This window comes from Streptomyces sp. NPDC058525 (assembly GCF_042719495.1).
In the GTDB taxonomy this organism is placed as follows: domain Bacteria; phylum Actinomycetota; class Actinomycetes; order Streptomycetales; family Streptomycetaceae; genus Streptomyces.
Window position 1 is genome coordinate 47,088 of record NZ_JBHXNP010000018.1, and the last position, 15,040, is coordinate 62,127.

The following is a 15,040-nucleotide window of genomic DNA, read 5'->3' on the forward strand; positions in this document are numbered from 1 at the left end:
CGGTGGGGGGACTGCCCCGAACGGCCGGTGCCCGACACGATGCGGTGCGGGACCCTCCAGGTGCCCCTCGACCACGCGGCGCCCGGCAAGGGAACGGCCGAGATAGCCCTGGCCCGGATACCGGCCACGGACCGCAAGAAGCGCCTCGGCTCGCTCCTGCTGAACTTCGGCGGCCCCGGCGCCCCCGGCATCGAGAGCCTGGCCGCCGACCCCGACGCCTTCGCCGACCTCGGCGAGCGCTACGACCTCGTCGCCTTCGACCCGCGCGGCGTCGGCCACAGCGAGCCCGTCTCCTGCGGCGGCACCCAGCACACCGCCCTGGAGGAGGGCGCGGACGCCGCGGCCGTGCTGGCCGCCCTGCGCGCCGTGGTCAGGAGCTGCGAGCTGGCCTCCGGCCCGGTCCTCCCGTACGTCGGGACCGTGCACGTCGCCCGCGACCTGGACCTCATCCGCCGGGCGCTGGGCGACAAGAAGCTCAACTACCTCGGCTTCTCCTACGGGACCCGGCTCGGCGCCGTCTACGCCGCCCAGTTCCCCGGCACCACCGGCCGCATGGTCCTCGACGGCGTCGACAGCCTCACCGAACCGCTGGCGGAGCAGGCCCTCGCCTCGGCGCGGGGCCAGCAGCGGGCCCTGGACAACTTCCTGACCTGGTGCGCCCACCAGTACGGCTGCGTCTACGGGACCAACACCCGCACCGCCAGGGAGAAGGTCGAGGCCCTGGTGACCCGGCTCGACGAGGAGCCGCTGGTCGGGCACGACGGCTCGTACGTGACCGGGCAGGACCTCGTCTACGCGATCGGCGCTGCCCTGTACTCCCCGCTCATGTGGCCCGCGCTCGCCGACGCGCTGAAGACGGCCGAACGGGGCGGCGACCCGGCCGAGCTGCTCCAGCTCGGCGCCCCGGTGGAGCCGTCCAACGGGGAGGATGAGCAGCCCGACGGCCCCGGGACGGTGCCGGCCGACAACAGCGAGGCCGCGCTCATCGCCGTGAGCTGCGCCGACGACCCGGACCGGTCGGACGAGAAGGCCGGGGCGGCGGCCGTCGAGAAGGAGCTGGAGGCCCTGGAGGAGGAGTTCCTCAAGGTCTCGAAGATCTTCGGGCCGAGCCAGCTGACGACGGTGCTCTCCTGCTACGGCCGCCCCGCGGGCACCGACTTCATCCGGCGGATCGACCGCCCGGGCGCCCCGCGGATGCTGCTGGTCGGCACCCGGGGGGACCCGGCGACCCCGTACGAGTGGACGGAGGAGACGGCGGAGCGGCTCGGCTCGGCCGTGATCGTGGACTACAAGGGCGACGGGCACACCGGCTACGGGTCCTCGCCCTGCGTCCGGGAGTACGTGGACCGCTTCCTGCTCAGCGGGCGGCTGCCGTCCGGGACGCGGTCCTGCCCCGCCGTGGAGTGAGCGCACGGCGGGGCGGGCGGCGCGCCGGCGGGCGGCGCACCGGCGGGCGGCGCGCCGGCGGGCGTCAGCAGTTGGCGTGCGTGGCGCGTCCGGCGAAGCGGTCCGCGAGCCAGTTGCCGGCCGCGAGCGACTGGGTGATCACGCCGCTGACGTGCTCACCGATCCAGATGGTGTCGAATTCGAGGTTCGCACCCCGCGCGCACCAGTCGGAGCGCAGCCCCCGGCCCACCCCGTACGGGATCAACTCGTCGGCGAGCGCGTGGTACTGGTACACCGGCGCGGCCGGGGCGGTGCGCCCGAGCCGGCTCTGGCCCAGCCGGGCCTGCCAGTCGGGCTGGTCGAGCGGGTTGCGCGTGGTCAGGTCGGAGATCCGCTTGAAGGAGCCGGCGATGGCGTCGATCGCCACGCAGTTCTCCTTCATGCCGGCGACCAGCAACCGGCCGGCCGGGTTGAGGTAGGAGTCCAGCTTCAGCTCGGGGAAGGCGGCGTCCTGGCCGGCCGCCGCCATGAAGATCAGTCCGGAGCCGAAGGAGCCGTTGTTGAAGTCGGCCACCTTCAGCAGGTCGGCCGGGACGCCGCCGGTCGCCGTGCCCTTGACCTTCAGCTCCGGGGCGTACGAGCCGTGCAGTTCGGCGGCCCAGCTGCTGGCCTGGCCGCCCTGGGAGTAGCCCATGATGCCGACCGGGGTGTCGGCCGGGAGGCCGGCCTCCGGGAGCCGGGTGGCGGCGCGGGCGGCGTCGAGCACGGCGTGCCCGGCCGACGGGCCCACGGTGTAGGTGTGCACGCCCGGCGTGCCGAGGCCCTCGTAGTCGGTGACGACCACGGCCCAGCCGCGCAGGGTGAGCTGCTGGATGAGGTTGGCCTCCATGGCGGTGCCGTACGGGATGTTGTTGCTCGGCGCGCAGGAGTCGCCCATGCCGACGGTGCCGACGGCGTACGTGATGAGCGGGCGCGGGCCGGTGCGGCCGTCCTGCGGGACGATGACGGTGCCCGAGACGGTGTTCGGGGCCCCGTCGGCGGTGGTCGAGCGGTAGTGGATCTTCCAGGCCTTGGTGCGGGTGGGCTGGCCGGGCAGCGGGTGGAAGGCGGAGGGGGCGCTGCTGACCAGGTCTCCGGGGCGGGCGGCGGACGCGGTGCCGGTGCCGGTACCGGTGCCGGTGCTGGTGTCGGCGGTGGCTCCGGTGGCGGGGATCGCGGCCGAGAGGGCCAGGGCGGCGACGGCGGCCAGGGCGGTGCTTCGGAATCGCATGGGCGGCTCTCCCAAGGGTCCGGGTGGGGGTAGGTGAGGCGACGGTAGTGACCGACCGGTAGGAAGGTCGCTGACCGTGCAGCTCAGCTTTCCTGGCCGGGAATCGCAGGCCTTGTCCGGCACGGTGCGGGTGCGGTACAAACGCGCGACACACCGGGTCGGTTATCGGCCATCGGGGTGGCCGATAACCGTCGAATTGACATGAACGCAACCATCTGGGGGTTTCCGTGGCCGGACGCGGAGAGAAGTTCAAACAGCGGGCGACGCTCTGCCTCGTCCTCATCGGCATCGCGGCCGGCGTCTTCTTCTTCGTCGGCAGCGCCTCCCAGAAGCCGACGGGCTGGGGCGCGGCCTACGCCTTCGGCGCCTCCTCGGCCGCCGTCGAACTGCCCTCGCGGTGCGGTACGGAGACCTTCGTCCGGGGCGGCAGCGGGAGCCGGGGCACGGCGAAGTGCGAGGGCACGCGGTGGACGGCCGACGGGGTGTCGCGGACGGGCACGCTGTACGCGTACGCGGACGAGATCGGGAAGGACGGCAGCGGGAAGCTGGTCTTCGAGGGCGAGGCGCGGGGGTTGGGGGACCGGCTGTACGGAAAGCCGGAGCCCTGGGAAACGGCCCTCCACCTCACCACCCTGGGCGTAGCCGCCCTGGCCGCGCTCGCCCTCACCCTCTCCACCCTGGCCGCCCTCTTCACCCCCCGCCGCCGAGCCTGAGGGGGGCGGGTCTCAAGGCCTCGGGGCTCCGCCCCGAACCCCGCGCCTCAAACGCCGGCGAGGCTGAAAAGCCGCCTCAATCGCCGGCGGGGCTGGATTTGCCGGCGTTGCCCTGTATGTGTGCGCAGCACAACCCCCATGGGGGATAGCCGCACTTGCGAGGCGGCAGGGGCAACATCCAGCCCCGCCGGCGTTTGAGGCGCGGGGTCTGGGGCGGAGCCCCGGGAGGGATCGGCGCACCCGGCAGGCGGTAGGGGCAACAATCAGCCTCGCCGGCGTTTGAGCGCGGGGTCTGGGGCGGAGCCCCGGGAGGGATTGCCGCACCCGGGAGGCGGCAGGGGTAGCATCCAGCCTCGCCGGCGATTGAGGCGGCGGGCTAGGGGGTTGAGGCTAGGCGGTAGGCGCCTGGGGTTGTGCCCGTCCAGCGGCGGAAGGCGCGGTGGAACGCCGTGTCCTCGGAGAAGCCCAGCCGAGCCGCGAGCTCAGCGATCGGCTCGCCGCTCTCCGCCAGCCCCGCGATCGCCGCGTCCCGCCGGACATGGTCCTTCAGCTCCTGGAACGAGGTCCCCTCCTCCCGCAGCCGCCTCCGCAGCGTCGCCGGCGACACCGCCAGCCGCGCCGCGACCTCCCCCAGCTCCGGCAGCCGCGGCGAGGCGCGCAGCTGCCGGGTCAGGGCCCGGCGGACCTGCTCCGCGACGGTCGTCCCGTACTCCGGCCGCGACAGCAGGTCGAACGGCGCGCGCCGCAGCATCGCGTCCAGCGCGGGCTCGTCCCGCACCAGCGGCGCGGTCAGCCAGTGCGCGTCGAAGGCCGCGCCCGTACGGGCCTCCCCGAAGCGGACCGGGCAGTCGAAGAGGATCTCGTACTCGTCCTTGTGCGGCGGCGGGGGATAGGAGAACGCGGCATGCGCCAGCGGGATGCGCCGGCCGATCAGCCAGCTGCTCAGCCGGTGCCAGATGGCCAGCACGCACTCGGTGAGGAACCGCTCCTCGTCCCGCGCGAAGTCGTTGCGCACCGTGAACCGCGCCTCCGCGCCCACGACTTCGAGCGCCAGCTCCGGCCCGCCCGGGAACAGCCCGTAGAACGCGGCCGCCCGCTCCATGGCCGCGCCCAGATCCCGGCAGCCCAGCGAGGCGTAGCACATCATCGCGAAGGTGCCGGGCCGGCTGGGGACCGGGCTCAGGCCCAGGAACTCGTCCTGCGTGGTCCGGTACAGCGCCCGGAACAGGCGGGCGAACTGCGCGGGCGTGATCCGCGCCCGGTCGTCGCCCAGCAGCAGCGGCGGGATCTGCGCCTCCTGGAGCAGCGGCACCGTGTCGATGCCGCTGCCGCGGGCCCCCGCGAGCAGGGCCCGCACGTGGTGCACGGTGATCGTCCGCCTCCCCATGCTCCGACGGTAGCCGCCCGCGCCGCCGTGCGATACGGAAGCGGCGGCGCGGGGAGCGGCGCGGGGATGGTTCCGGTCAGCCCGTCTTGGCGTCCCGGCGGCAGTACGCCCAGCAGCCCGCAGCCGCGATCGCGGCGGTGTACAGGCAGAACACCAGCGTGGCCGTGCCCGAGGACAGGTGGGATCCGACCAGGGCCTGCGCGAAGGGCCGGTCGTCGGGCGGGTAGGCGGAGACGTCCGTGAGCATGGCCCGGCCGGCCGCGAACGGCATCCAGCCGCCCACCCCGTCCAGCCCGGGCAGGTAGCCGAGCGCCCCGCCCGCGAGCCGCTCGACGATCAGCGGCCACATGCACAGGATCAGCACCGGGATGATCCGGCTGCGGACCAGGGACACGAGCGCCAGGCAGAGCAGCGCCCAGCAGCCCATCCACAGCGTGAACCGCAGCGCGGGCACCAGCACTCCGGCCCACTCGGGCTGCGGGGCGCCCTTCACGGCCAGGACGGTCGCGGAGGAGAGGGCGCCGAGCAGGGCGCTGGTGGCGGCCGTCGCGGCCGCCACCAGGAAGCCGACCAGGCATTTCGCGGTGTAGGCGGTGAAGCGTCCGTTGACCGCCAGCCACGTCGTACGGGCGCCTCCGCGCACCAGCTCGGTCGAGACCGGCCCGGTGCCCAGGACGAGGAGGAAGAAGCACAGGGCCGGGACCTGCGTGGCGAGCGGGGTCCACGCGATCACGTCGGCCATGGTGGCCGGAGTGACCGGCCGGTCCTTGTCGAGGTCGAGCAGCAGGGTGACGCCCGTCAGCAGGCTCAGTACCGCGACGACGCCGAGCAGGATCCACGTCGAGCGCAGCCCGGCCAGATGCCGCCACTCGTAGCGGCAGGCCCGGCGGAAGGCCTCGGCGGGGGAGACGGCCACGGGGGCCGGCAGGGCGGGGGGAACGGCGGCCTCGGGGGCCGCCGGTGCCGATGACCTCACGAGATCTTGAACTCCTCTTCCGCGATGGCCAGGTAGAACTCCTCCAGTGACGGGCCCGCCTCGTGCAGCCAGTACAGCGGCAGGGCGTTCTCGGCCGCGAGGGTGCCGATCCGCACCCGGTCCAGGCCGGTGATGCGCGCGCCCGCGCCGCCCGTGGCGGTGAGCCGGCCGCCGTGCGCCTCGACGAGCCCGGCCAGCCGCGGCAGATCGGGCGACTCCACGGTCACCACCCGCCGGTCGGCGGCGCGGGCCAGCAGCTCGGCCATCGGCGAGGAGGCCACGACCCGGCCGCGCGACAGGACGACCACGCGGTCGGCCAACTGCTCCATCTCGCCGAGGAAGTGGCTGGAGACCAGGATCGCCCGGCCCAGGTCCGCCTGCGCGCAGAGGAACTCCCGCAGCCAGCGGATCGAATGGGGGTCGAGCCCGTTCGCGGGCTCGTCGAGGACGAGCACGGGCGGATCGCCCAGCAGGGCCTGGGCGATGGCGACGCGCTGGGCCATGCCGAGCGACAGCTGCTCCAGACGCAGCGCGCCGGCCTCCGTCAGGCCGACGGCGTCCAGGAGTTCGGCGACGCGGCGGTCCGAAACGCCGGAGCCCGCCGCCACCATCCGCAGATGGGTGCGGACGCGGTGCCTCGAGTGGCCGGCGACGCCGCCCAGGACGGCGCCGACGACCGTGCCCGGCGCGCCCCACGCGCGCAGCGGGCGGCCGAGGTAGCTGGTGCTGCCCTCGCCGTGCAACAGGCCCAGCATCAGCTGGATGGTGGTGGACTTCCCGGCCCCGTTGGCCCCGACGAAGCCGGTCACCTCTCCGGAGCGCAGGCTCATCGAGACACCCTCCAGGACCCGCTTGGTGCCGAAGGAGCGGCCGAGGCCTTCCGCCTCGACCAGGACTCCGCCCGGCTCCGTATTCAGGGAGCGGCGGTTCATGTAGGGTCTCCCTGCGTTATCGCAAGGGGGAGGAAGCCCGCACCAGGCGACCTGAACAGGCGTGGAAACCGAAGGGTTGTCACCCGCGGGCTTCTTCCCCCGATTGACTTGCTCAATTGCGAATCCAATTCAAAATTCTGATATGGCATCAGGTGTGCAATCAATACCGGACGAGCCATATCAGCTGGATAGCCAGGACCGCGTGCGCGAGAATGCACGTCGCCCAGGATCCGGCATTGCGCATTCCGTTGCGGAATACGGTCGACCAGCCGGCTGCCAGCAATACGGCGGCCAGTGCGCAGCACACCCAGGAGATCACGAGCCACGGCGTGGCGTGGTCGGTGAACTTGGCGATGGCCGCGGCCGGTGCGAGCGCCAGCAGGGGCAGGGCCCAGGTGGCCCCGCCGGCCGCGCGGGTGCGGGCGGTGGACTTGGTGTCGGTCATCCCGGACGCTCCGTCTCTGTGTCCCCGTAGCGGGACAGGGTCACGGGTGGCGGGCCGGCCCGCCCGGGGAGGACCCGGACGGACCGGCCCACTCCACTGGATCAGCGGAGGGCGTTGTAGATCTCGAGAAGGGTCAGGCCCGGGGAGACGGCCGCGAGGGGGGCGCGCACCCACCAGGACAGGCCGTCGTACCACTTCTTGAAGTCGCTGAACTTGCCGCCGATGGCCTTCGCGAAGCCGCCGACCTTGCTGAAGGCGGCCCGGATCGCGCTCCACCTGCTGGCGGCGGAGAGCTCGCCGTTGACGATCTTGTTCATCTCGGCCCGCTCGGCGGCCGTGAGCTCGGCGGCCAGCGGGCTGGACAGCAGGGCGCGCGCGGCCTGCTGGGCCTCGGCCTGCTGGGTGGCCGAGATGCTCTGGGGAGCGGCCACGGACGCGCTGGAGGCCTGGGCCAGACCGGCGCCGCCCCCGATGGCGATGGCGGCGACGGCCGAAACGGCAGTCATCCGCAGGGTGTTGCGATTCATTTGATTCCCTTGCGTTGTCGCAAGGGGGAGGAAGCCCTACGGGCAACCCGAACAGGCGTGGAAACCGAAAGGTCCCCCCGGACTTCTTTCCCCCGATTAATTGGTCTGCCGAACCGCTCTTGGTCAGAGAGAAGTCCGACGGTGTGCTCGGCGGCTCGTCCTTCGACCGCCGGGCACACGCGAACGTTACCTACAAGACGATCACTTGGCCACTGTCGAACTGGCCAACAGACATGGTGTGGAGAGGCGTTCCGGGCACGGGCCTGCACATTCCCGCCTTGGGGCGCGCTTTACCTGGCGCGGCTTGGCTTGAAACAGACCTCCTTGGCCGACGAGTCCCGGTCAATGACCACTCGGCGCTCACTGGACGACCACATCTTCCGCACACGATGTGCGCCGCCCCCGGCCCGGATGAGCGCTGCGGCCAGGACGGCTGACGCTTCCGGTCATGCCGGCGGGCGCCCCCGGCTGCCTAGCGTCGGGGGTCACCAACTCCCGGGAGGGCACGCGATGGACGTCGACGGCCGGCCGAGCACCCTGGCGCAGTTCACCCAGTGGACCGAGGAGCGGTACGGGCCGGAGACGGCCCTCAGGTTCCGGGCGCCGGGAGGCGGCGGCTGGCAGACCCGTACGTACGGGGAACTGGGCGCGGAGGTACGGGCCGTCGGGCGGGCGCTGCTCGGCCTGGGGGTGGCCGCGGGCGAGCGGGTGGCCGTACTGGCCGAGACCCGCCCGCCGTGGACGTACACCCACTTCGGGGTGCTGGCGGCCGGCGCGGTCCTCGTCCCGGTCTATCCGACGGCCGGGGAGGAGGAACTCGCCTGGGTGCTGTCGGATTCGGCGGCCGTGGTCGTGGTCTGCGACGACGCGGCGCAGGCGGCCCGGGTCGAGGCGCTGCGGCCCGCACTGCCCGCGCTGCGCGCGGTGGTGGGGATGGACGCGCTGCCTGGCCTGCCGCGGGCCCCGGAGGCGGCGCTCCTCGCGCGCGCCGCGGCCGTCGTGCCCGGGGCGGACGCGTCGATCGTCTACACCTCGGGCACCACGGGCCTGCCGAAGGGCTGCCGGCTCACCCACGGCAACCTGGGCGCGATCCAGGACGCCACGCTCCCGCTGGTCGCGGGCGGGCCGGGGGACTCGACGTACCTCTATCTGCCGCTCGCGCACCTGCTGGCGCAGCTGATCCAGTTCACGACGCTGCTGGAGGGCGGCGAGCTCTGCTACTTCGGCGGCCGGATCGAGGACGTGCTGGCGGAGCTGGCGGAGGTCCGCCCCACCCACCTGCCGTCCGTGCCCCGGCTGTTCGAGAAGCTGCACTCGGTGGTGCTGTCGCTGGCGGAGGGCCAGGAGGGCGGCCGGGAACGGCTGGAGGAGGCGGTACGGCTGGGCGTGCTCGCGGCGGAGGGCCGGCTGCCGGACGAGCTGCGGGACGCCCACGAGGCGGCGGAGAAGTCGCTGTACTCCCTGGTCCGGGGCGCGTTCGGGGGCCGCCTGAAGTGGGCGCTCACCGGCGGCGCCCCGATCGCCCCGGCCACCTTGGACCTGCTGCGGGCCTGCGGGATCGCGGTGTACGAGGGGTACGGGATGACGGAGTCGGGCGGTGTCATCTCCCTCAACCACCCGGACGCGGTCCGGTACGGGACGGTGGGGCGCCCGATCGCGGGCTGCGAGGTGCGCATCGCGGGGGACGGGGAGGTGCTGGCGCGCGGGCCGATGGTGTTCCCGGGCTACCACGCCAACGAGACGGCTTCGGCGCAGGCGCTGGACCCGGACGGCTGGCTGCACACCGGGGACCTCGGCGAACTGGACGCCGAGGGGTACCTGCGGATCACCGGGCGCAAGAAGGAGATCGTGATCACCTCGGCGGGGAAGAACCTCACGCCGACCGAGGTCGAGTTCGCCATCCAGCGCTCGCGCTACGTCTCCCGCGCGGTGATGGTCGGCGACCGCCGCCCGCACCCGGTGGCCCTGATCACCCTGGACGCGGAGGAGATCGCGGCCTGGGCGGCCCGCGAGGGCCACGACCTGGGCGCCGCCCCCGCCGCCCACCCGGCGGTCCGCGCCCTGGTCGAGGCGGCGGTGGCGGAGGCCAACGCCACGGTCTCCCGCCCGGCCCGCATCCGCGCCTTCCACGTTCTCCCGGAGGACTTCACGATCGCGTCCGGGACCCTGACGCCGACGCTGAAGCTCCGGCGCCGGGCGGTGGCGGAGCGGTACGCGGCGGAGATCGAGGCGCTGTACGGGGACTGAGCGCGGGCCGCGCCGGAGGCGGGGCGGGGGCGGGCCGGGGGCGTGGCGGGGGCGCGGGACGCGGGAGCGGAATCCGTGCGTCTTGCACCCGGCCCCGCCCGCGGGGCATGCTTCGCCGGGGCGCAGCGGAAGGATCATCATGTCGGTGGACAAGCGGACCGTCGTGACCGTGGTGCTGTGCGCCCTCGCGGCGCTGGGGGCCTCCGCCGCGGTGGCCGAGCTGGCGCCGCCGCCCGAGGCGGGCGTGCCCGCGCGGGCGAAGGCCGCGGCCACGCCGTCGCCGACGGCCCCCTCGCGCTCCCAGGCGGCGAAGCCGCAGCTGACCACCCCGCCCAAGAGCACGCTGCCGCCGGCCGTCACCCCCCAGCCCGGCGGGCCCGCGGCCTTCACCGGGGCCCTGTTCACGAACGGCCTGGACAGCGACCACTTCTGCACCGCGACCGTGGTGCGCAGCCCCGGCCGAAACCTGATCATCACCGCCGGGCACTGCCTGCTCGACGGGGACCAGGGCGGCGGCACCGCCGTCTTCGTGCCCGCGTACGCCAACGGAATCGCCCCGTACGGCACGTGGAAGCTCGAGGAGGTCTTCGAGGACGACCGCTGGGCCCAGGACACCGACGACAGCTACGACCTCGCCTTCGCCCGCCTGGCCTCCGACGCCACCGGCCGCAACATCGAGGACGTGACCGGGGCGGCCGTGCTGGACACCAGCGGCCGCTCGGCCGAGGAGGTCACCGTCACCGGCTACCCGGCCGACCGCAAGGTGCCCCGTACGTGCACGGCGGTCACCGTCCGCGAGAGCGACACCGAACAGCGCTTCGACTGCGCCGACTTCCCCGGCGGGACCAGCGGCAGCGCCTGGATCGCCCGCGACGGCAAGATCATCGGCATCCTGACGGGCGGCGACACGGACGACGTGTCGACCAGCACCATCCTGGGCGACTACGCCGCCTCGCTGTACGCCAAGGCCACGACGGCCCAGGGTCAGCCGAAGAGCTAGCCCAGGTCAGCCGAAGAGCCAGCCCAGGGTCAGCCGAAGAGCTAGCCGATCAGCCCCAAGTGCACCGGCTCGGCCGGTGCGTTCGCCAGGAGGTCCGGCAGGCGCGGCGGCCACAGCGGTTCGCCGAGGGCGGCCAGGCGCTGCGGGGAGAGCCACTGCCAGTGGATGTCGGGGTGTTCGAGCACCGGTTCGCGGTGCGGGCCCGTGGTGAGGTAGATGTGCTCGTGCTGGCGGACCGGGATCCCCTGGTGCGTGAAGTCGTGTTCCCAGGTGCACAGCAGCCGCCCCGGCTCCAGGTCGGTCCAGCCGGTCTCCTCGCGCAGCTCGCGCCGTACGCACTCCTCGGGGCTCTCGCCCGGGTCGATGCCCCCGCCGGGCGGCAGCCAGTGGATGCCCACCTCCACGTTGTTCTCGCGGAAGAGGAACACCGACCCGGCGGGGGACAGGATGACAACGCGCGCTGCGTGACGTGGAGTTCGCATCAGGCCAGCGTACGCCGGTGATCGAACCCGGCCCCGGGGATTATCCCGCGGCCAGCGCCAGCGTCGGGGACAGCTTCGCCGCCCGGACCGCCGGGTAGAGGCCGGCCACGGTGCCGATGGCCAAGGTGGCCGCGAAGCCGCCGGTGACCGCCCAGAGGGGGACCACCCAGGGCAGGTCGCCGGCCTGGGCGTAGACGGCCGTGGCCGCCGCGCCCAGGGCGATGCCGGCGAGGCCGCCGAGGCCGGACAGCAGCAGGGACTCCGTCACGAACTGGATCCGGATCTGCCCCTTCGTCGCGCCCAGCGAGCGGCGCAAGCCGATCTCGTGGCGGCGCTCCAGCACCGAGATGATCATGGTGTTGGCGACGCCGACCCCGCCCACCAGCAGCGCGATCCCGCCCAGCCCCAGCAGCAGGGTGCTGAAGGCGCCCTCCGTGGCCGCCTTCGCCTGGAGCGCCGCCGACGGGTCGCTGACCTCGACCGCGCTCGGCGTCTGCGGATTGGCCGTCTGGGCGATCAGGTTCCGCACCTGCGCCACCCGGTCGTCCGCCGACCGCTCGTACACCGCCGTCGGGTGCCCGTTGAAGCCGAGCAGCTGCTCGGCCGCGTCCCAGCCGATCAGGGCCGAGCGCTCGATCTCCGGGGCCAGCGGCACCGGTGCCAGGATGCCGATCACCGTGAAGTACCGGCCGCCGATGAACACCTGCTGGCCCGGCTCGGTGATGCCGAGCCGCCGGGCCGAGACGTCGCCGAGCACCACCGAGGGGTAGCGGCCGGTGGCCCCGTTGAGCCAGGTGCCGCTGCCCATCCCGGCGCGCAGCGTGCCCAGCAGGTCGTCCTTGGCCGCCTTCAGCGCGATCCCGCCCGTCTCCTCCTCGGGGATGTTCTCCGAGCGGCGTACGGACTCGGCCACGTCACCGGTGGTGCCGATCGACTCGACGCCCTCGATGCGGGAGATCATGCCGGGGGCGTCCTTGGGCAGCTTGGTGTCCTGTCCGCTGAACATCCCCTTCCCCGGCGTCACGACCAGCATGTTCGTGCCGAGCCGGTCGAGTTCGCGCAGCAGCTTGGCCTGGCTGGAGGAGGAGATCCCGACCACCGCGATCATCGTCGCGATGCCGATGGCGATGCCGAGCGCGGACAGGAACACCCGCATCGGGCGCGAGCGCAGCCCGGCCGATCCGACGTGCAGGACGTCACGGGGGGTCAGCCTGGGCGGGGTCAGCCGCACGGCGCGACGGGCCCTGCGGCTGCCCGTACCGCCGTCCGTACGACCGCTCGTCCGGCTCATCCCGCCACCCCCGCCCCGGCAGCGCCAGCCGCCCCAGCCGCCCCAGCCGCCCCAGCCGCCCCTGCAACCCCGGCCGCCACGGCCGAAGCGTTGCGGACGTCGGCCACGATCTCGCCGTCCCGGATCCGCACCTGGCGCGGCAGGCTCGCCGCGATCTCCTGGTCGTGGGTGATCACGGCGATGGTGGCCCCGTCCGCGTTCAGCTCGTGCAGCAGCTCCATCACCGACTCCCCGGACGCCGTGTCCAGCGCGCCCGTCGGCTCGTCGGCCAGCAGCAGGTCGGGGGCGCCCGCCACCGCGCGGGCGATCGCCACCCGCTGCTTCTGCCCGCCGGACAGCTCGTGCGGCCGGTGTTCCATCCGGTCGCCGAGCCCGACCCGCTCCAGTGCCCGCTCCGCCCGCCGGCCGCGCTCGGCCCGCGAGAGGCCGGAGTACAGCAGCCCCTCGGCGACGTTCGCCCGGGCGCTGACGCCCGGCACCAGGTGGAAGGACTGGAAGACGAAGCCGACGTGCCGGGACCGCAGCGCCGACAGCGAGCGGTCCGAGAGGGCCGCGACGTCGTGGCCGACGATCCGTACGCCGCCCGCCGTCGGCCGGTCCAGGGTGCCGACGATGTGCAGCAGCGTGGACTTCCCCGATCCGGACGGGCCGACGATGGCCAGCAGTTCGCCGCTCGACACGGTCAGGTCGACCCCGCGCAGGGCAGCGACCCCGCCCGGGTACTCCTTGGTGACCCCGGACAGCTCGACCACGGGAACGGGATGCGTGTGCGTCATAGCTTCGGGATCCCCACCTGCATGCCCTCCTTGAGGGCGTCGCCGGTCACCTCGACCCGGCCGTTGCCGAACATGCCCAGCTCCACCTTGACCTCGCGCGCCCTGCCGTCCTCGACGACCTGCACGCCGAAGCCGCCGCCGGTCAGCGCGAGCAGCGCGTTGACCGGTACGGAGAGCACGCCCTTGCGGGTCTCGCCGGTCAGGCCGACCGACACCGGGGACTGGTCCGGGGCGTTGACCTCGGCGGGTTTGTCCAGGGCGACGACCACCTCGACCTTGGCCTTCTTGTCGCCGCCGCCGGGGCCGCCGCCCTCGTTCTTCTCGTCGGGGCCGGCCGTGCCGCCCACCGAATCGATCTTCCCGGTGACCGTGGTCCCGCCCGGCAGCCGCACGGTGACCGGTTCGCCGGTCTTCGCCGCGCCCGCCTTCGCCGCGTCCATCTGGAAGCGGACGACCCGCTCGGTGCCGGTCAGGGTCATCACCGGCTTGCCCGGGCCCGGCTCGTCACCGACCGCCGAGTCGTTCTTCTTGACCCGCTGCGGCCCCGAGGCGAAGGCGATGTCCTCCTTGGCGACCTCGCCCGTCTCCGGCACCTTGTGCGCCTTCTGCCACCGCTTGACCGCCGTCGCCGTACCGGCCGTGAAGGTGCCGTCCTCGGGGTCCAGGCCGGTCCCGTGGCCCAGCGCCTGGAGGTTGCGCTTGAGCTGTTTGACGTCGTCGCCCTTGTCCCCGGCCTTCAGCGGCCGGTACATGGGCGTGGACCCGTACATGAGCCGCACCGGCTTGCCGTTGACCTCGTACAGCTTCCCGTCCCGCTCGACGGCCGTGCCCTCGCCCGCGAGCCAGGTCAGCACGCCCGGCCCGGCCGAGTTGACCTTGCGCTCCTGGGCGTAGCCGAGGGTGCCCTCCACCTGGAGGCCCGAGCTGAGGTCGCCGCGCTGCACCGGCGCGGTGGCCGGCGGCAGACCGCCGGCGCGCTGCTCCTGCCCGCTCTTGTGCTGCGGCTGGGCCATGACCGCGTACCCGCCGCCCGAGGCGGCGAGCACGACGGCCAGCGACGCCAGCAGCCATTTCGCCCGCTTCCTCACGACCGGGCCGCTTCGCACTTCTTCTGGGCGTCCTCGAAGGCCTTCTCCTGGCCCTGGGGGATCTCGATGCCGGTCCGCATGCCGCCGTTGTACTCAGGGTCCTTGAGCTGGATCCCGTTGTCGCGCATGCAGCGGATCCACTTGAGCTCCTTGTCCTTCTCCTCCTGGGTGGGCTCCTTGCCCGAGCCGGGGGTGCTCATCCCGCAGGCCTTCATGGCCTCCTGCATCTTCTGCGGGTCGGCGCCGCCGCCGACCGTCATCCCGCGCGGATCCTGGCCGGGCTTGGGGTCGGGCGCGTCTATGCCGTGGTCGCGCAGGCACTGGCGCATCTTCACGGCGTTGTCCGCGTCCGTACCCGAGCCGGAGCCGGAGCCGGAGCCCGAGCCGGAGCCGCCGCCCGACGCGGAGTCGTTCTTGCCGCCGTTCCCGCCGTCCGAGCCGCCCGCACATCCGGTGACGGCGAGTGCGAGGCCGGTGATGGCAGCGGCCGTGGTCATGATGAGGGATCGCTTCATGGGGC

At 73.5% G+C, this 15,040-nt stretch carries 15 protein-coding genes; 4 read left to right on the forward strand and 11 right to left on the reverse strand.

Annotation, left to right across the window (positions count from 1 at the left end; all coding sequences use genetic code 11):
• The first annotated feature begins 27 nt into the window (after positions 1-27).
• A complete protein-coding gene (locus ACFWP3_RS12045) occupies positions 28-1,407 on the forward strand; it encodes an alpha/beta hydrolase (protein WP_384219179.1) in 1,380 nt (459 codons plus the stop codon).
• A gap of 64 nt (positions 1,408-1,471) precedes the next feature.
• Here ACFWP3_RS12045 and ACFWP3_RS12050 read toward each other — a convergent pair whose 3' ends face one another.
• Positions 1,472-2,656, reverse strand: a complete 1,185-nt coding sequence (locus ACFWP3_RS12050; protein WP_384219181.1) for a lipase family protein — start codon at positions 2,654-2,656, stop codon at positions 1,472-1,474.
• 227 nt (positions 2,657-2,883) lie between these two features.
• On the opposite strand from ACFWP3_RS12050, the gene ACFWP3_RS12055 reads away from it, so the two are divergent.
• The gene (locus tag ACFWP3_RS12055; protein ID WP_384219183.1) at positions 2,884-3,369 is read left to right on the forward strand and encodes a hypothetical protein; all 486 of its coding nucleotides are present in this window, start codon (positions 2,884-2,886) and stop codon (positions 3,367-3,369) included.
• Positions 3,370-3,745: 376 nt separating this feature from the next.
• Here the strand turns inward: ACFWP3_RS12055 and ACFWP3_RS12060 are convergent, their stop codons facing one another.
• The 5 genes from ACFWP3_RS12060 to ACFWP3_RS12080 form a co-directional block, all read right to left on the reverse strand.
• Positions 3,746-4,756: an AraC family transcriptional regulator gene (locus ACFWP3_RS12060; RefSeq protein WP_384219185.1), complete on the reverse strand. Its 1,011-nt coding sequence runs from the start codon at positions 4,754-4,756 to the stop codon at positions 3,746-3,748.
• Positions 4,757-4,832: 76 nt separating this feature from the next.
• On the reverse strand, positions 4,833-5,732 hold the full coding sequence (locus ACFWP3_RS12065) for a hypothetical protein (RefSeq protein WP_384219188.1): 900 nt from the start codon (positions 5,730-5,732) through the stop codon (positions 4,833-4,835).
• A complete protein-coding gene (locus tag ACFWP3_RS12070; protein WP_384219190.1) occupies positions 5,729-6,664 on the reverse strand; it encodes an ABC transporter ATP-binding protein in 936 nt (311 codons plus the stop codon). The genes ACFWP3_RS12065 and ACFWP3_RS12070 overlap by 4 nt, the downstream gene beginning before the upstream one ends.
• A 160-nt stretch (positions 6,665-6,824) precedes the next feature.
• Complete coding sequence (locus tag ACFWP3_RS12075; protein WP_384219192.1) at positions 6,825-7,109, reverse strand: hypothetical protein; 285 nt, start codon at positions 7,107-7,109, stop codon at positions 6,825-6,827.
• 101 nt (positions 7,110-7,210) lie between these two features.
• The gene (locus tag ACFWP3_RS12080; RefSeq protein ID WP_384219195.1) at positions 7,211-7,636 is read right to left on the reverse strand and encodes a hypothetical protein; all 426 of its coding nucleotides are present in this window, start codon (positions 7,634-7,636) and stop codon (positions 7,211-7,213) included.
• A gap of 510 nt (positions 7,637-8,146) precedes the next feature.
• Here ACFWP3_RS12080 and ACFWP3_RS12085 point away from each other — a divergent pair.
• Together ACFWP3_RS12085 and ACFWP3_RS12090 are read left to right on the forward strand one after the other, a co-directional pair.
• Complete coding sequence (locus tag ACFWP3_RS12085; protein ID WP_384219197.1) at positions 8,147-9,883, forward strand: AMP-dependent synthetase/ligase; 1,737 nt, start codon at positions 8,147-8,149, stop codon at positions 9,881-9,883.
• 139 nt (positions 9,884-10,022) lie between these two features.
• Positions 10,023-10,883 (forward strand): trypsin-like peptidase domain-containing protein, encoded by an 861-nt coding sequence (locus tag ACFWP3_RS12090; protein ID WP_384219199.1) that lies wholly within the window; start codon positions 10,023-10,025, stop codon positions 10,881-10,883.
• Between the two features lie 41 nt (positions 10,884-10,924).
• On the opposite strand, the gene ACFWP3_RS12095 is transcribed toward ACFWP3_RS12090, so the two are convergent.
• The 5 genes from ACFWP3_RS12095 to ACFWP3_RS12115 are packed head-to-tail and all read right to left on the reverse strand — an operon-like array spanning position 10,925 to position 15,035.
• A complete protein-coding gene (locus ACFWP3_RS12095; protein WP_384219202.1) occupies positions 10,925-11,365 on the reverse strand; it encodes an NUDIX hydrolase in 441 nt (146 codons plus the stop codon).
• Between the two features lie 40 nt (positions 11,366-11,405).
• On the reverse strand, positions 11,406-12,656 hold the full coding sequence (locus ACFWP3_RS12100; RefSeq protein ID WP_384219204.1) for an ABC transporter permease: 1,251 nt from the start codon (positions 12,654-12,656) through the stop codon (positions 11,406-11,408).
• Positions 12,653-13,432 carry an ABC transporter ATP-binding protein gene (locus ACFWP3_RS12105; protein ID WP_384219207.1) on the reverse strand — a complete coding sequence of 260 codons (780 nt, stop codon included), beginning with the start codon at positions 13,430-13,432 and terminating at the stop codon, positions 12,653-12,655. The genes ACFWP3_RS12100 and ACFWP3_RS12105 overlap by 4 nt, the downstream gene beginning before the upstream one ends.
• Entirely contained in the window at positions 13,429-14,520 is a 1,092-nt protein-coding gene (locus tag ACFWP3_RS12110; protein WP_384219209.1) for a peptidoglycan-binding protein, read from the reverse strand. The genes ACFWP3_RS12105 and ACFWP3_RS12110 overlap by 4 nt, the downstream gene beginning before the upstream one ends.
• A complete protein-coding gene (locus ACFWP3_RS12115; protein WP_384219212.1) occupies positions 14,517-15,035 on the reverse strand; it encodes a hypothetical protein in 519 nt (172 codons plus the stop codon). Before ACFWP3_RS12115 ends, ACFWP3_RS12110 begins: the two co-directional genes overlap by 4 nt.
• Positions 15,036-15,040: the final 5 nt, after the last annotated feature.